Origin of the sequence: Armatimonas sp. (assembly GCF_043760365.1) — a bacterium.
Classification (GTDB): domain Bacteria; phylum Armatimonadota; class Armatimonadia; order Armatimonadales; family Armatimonadaceae; genus Armatimonas.
This window is the reverse complement of the sequence record NZ_JAYUPA010000188.1, coordinates 1-2,141: the sequence shown is the minus strand read 5'-3', so window position 1 is coordinate 2,141 and position 2,141 is coordinate 1. Positions and strand designations below refer to the sequence as shown.

Genomic DNA, 2,141 nt, shown 5'->3' with positions numbered 1-2,141 from the left:
GGAACTATTTTTTGTGCCCTTCGGCAAAAACGGCTTCTTTCAGGCAGCTTGGGGAACAAATGTAGGTAAGAAGCCTTGACTTGACGAAGCCATCCTTGCTCGCGTGGGGCATGACAAAGCTCTCCGACGAGAATAATGGATATCACCTCGGAGTCCGTGAACTCGGGCACTTGGGTTTTTCGGGGCAGATTTCCGCTGCCATAGGTCTCGATCATCCAGTCATCCACAAGGATAAAAACGACACTGAAGAGGTCTTCTCGGCTAAATTCATGTGATAATGTGAGCACGGCAGGTTGAGTGATCATGGTAAATTCCTTCGGTTTAGTCACCTTAGAAGATACCCGCTCCGCCTGCCGAACCTGCCACATAAATTAGCACACCCCGTGTTTAAGGAAATGTCTTCGGTAAAGTTAGCTCGGGCCGCAGTGGTGCGGCAGTGTTTTCTGGTAGGCTTGGTGTTGTTTTCTATTATTTGGGGCTGTGGCGGTGGGGGAACCAGCAAGGTAGCGTTCGTTTCCGAAGTGAGTTGGGCGCTCCCTTTGGACGTCTGGAACGAGATTCCTGCAACGGATCGTCAGGAGATGCTCAAGAAAGGCATCAAGTTTGAAGATGCAACGCGAACCCTACGCTTCCCTCAGACGCAGTTTCACACCCTGCTCCGTATCGGGGAGAGGCTCTATCCGATTCCCGAAAACGGGGGGATCGACCTGCCCGAAATTCCCGCAGGAGTGACTGAGGCGTCGGTGATCAGCTCTCCTGGCAACCCCAAGCCCCTACACACCTTCCCCATCACGCAGCTTGCCGCAGGGGCAACGGTAGTCATCCCTATCAAGTACCGTGGACCACTGGGGATGAATAGTCTGGATGATCAGGTTCCCGGAGGACGGCACCTCCACTCGCGTGATGAAGACGGTGGCACCACCACCTGCCCTCCTGGCACAAAGTCTCCCTGCTGCGAGGATCAAAATGGCACTCTTGGGGACGGTAAGCGCTACAATAACGGCTGGAAGCGCTACCGAAATTTTATTGGCAGTACTTGCTTTCAGTGGGTGCTGAAAGGCTGCTGTGCCAACGAGGGCGCGGAGATTATACCGGCTCTTTTTGGCTCCGATATTAGCTGCTACGACAACCATAAATCACGCAACTGTCAGGATCTTAAAGACGATGACTTTGCTGTCAATCCCACGGAAATTGTGGTGCAGTGTGGTCAGCAGGCACGGCTCACGGTGAAGAATGGGACATGCAGCAATGAGTCTATCCTGCTGACAACAACTGGCTTTGTCGGGCAGGTAAAAGGGGATGAGGACTACGGGCCGGGTTCGCAGCTTATCCGCCACTACGACAATGCGACCCCACAGGTCAATCACCTGTACGAGCGTGAGTTTCTCTATATTGCCCCCGCAACACTGCCCGAGGGAGTCACCGAGCTAAAGACATCATTTATGTGTGTCACGACAGGGCAGGTGCGGGTTGTGAATGTCACCGTGCGCTGTGTGCCCCAGCCCACTCCGACCCCCATCCCGACTCCCACTCCACAGCCCAACCGTGCCCCGCACCTCCTGCGCTTCACCAATACTTTCCTGCCGGGTCTCCACTCCAATGCCTTCAAGATGGAAGCTGAGGATCCGGATGGCGATACGCTGACCTACACCTGGAGCTGGTCTGGCCCGGCGACCTCTTGTGGGCGTGACGCTGGAGCTGGTTCTGATGGAACGCGCTCGCGTGTCTACGATCATGAGGGCTGTTCCGCGACGCAAGAAGCAACCACCAAGGTGAAAGTGGTTGTGCGTGATAGCAAGGGAGCGGAGGCAACCTACGAGCATCTTCTGCGCAATGAAGGGAGCTTTGACTTAAATTTTTAAGAGCCTTCTTTGGATAAAGGCTATGTGATAGGATAGTCCTAATTATTCTGGAGGCGATATTTTGGAGATAGTTCTGGGCGGGCGTCGGAAAGCACGGCGGGCATATGGGTTCGATGAGGTTGCACTGGCTCCGGGGCCGCTGGTAATTGATGCACGCGATGTAGACGTTTCCTGGGAGCTTGCGGGCCGCAAAATCGAGATCCCCATCCTGGCATCCGCGCTCGATGGTGCCGTGAATCCGCGCCTAGCCGCTGAGTTCAGTAAGCAGGGCGGGATTGC

The 2,141-nt window shown here is 54.9% G+C and carries 2 protein-coding genes and 1 pseudogene; 2 read left to right on the top strand and 1 reads right to left on the bottom strand.

Annotation, left to right across the window (positions count from 1 at the left end):
• Positions 1-329 (bottom strand): annotated as a pseudogene (locus ACH2EH_RS04660) (hypothetical protein); the annotation flags it as partial.
• A 129-nt stretch (positions 330-458) separates the two neighbouring features.
• On the opposite strand from ACH2EH_RS04660, the gene ACH2EH_RS04655 reads away from it, so the two are divergent.
• Complete coding sequence (locus ACH2EH_RS04655) at positions 459-1,862, top strand: hypothetical protein (RefSeq protein WP_395139416.1); 1,404 nt, start codon at positions 459-461, stop codon at positions 1,860-1,862.
• Positions 1,863-1,923: 61 nt separating this feature from the next.
• Positions 1,924-2,141, top strand: a 218-nt coding sequence (locus tag ACH2EH_RS04650; protein WP_395139413.1) for an IMP dehydrogenase, incomplete at its 3' end; no start/stop codon positions are given.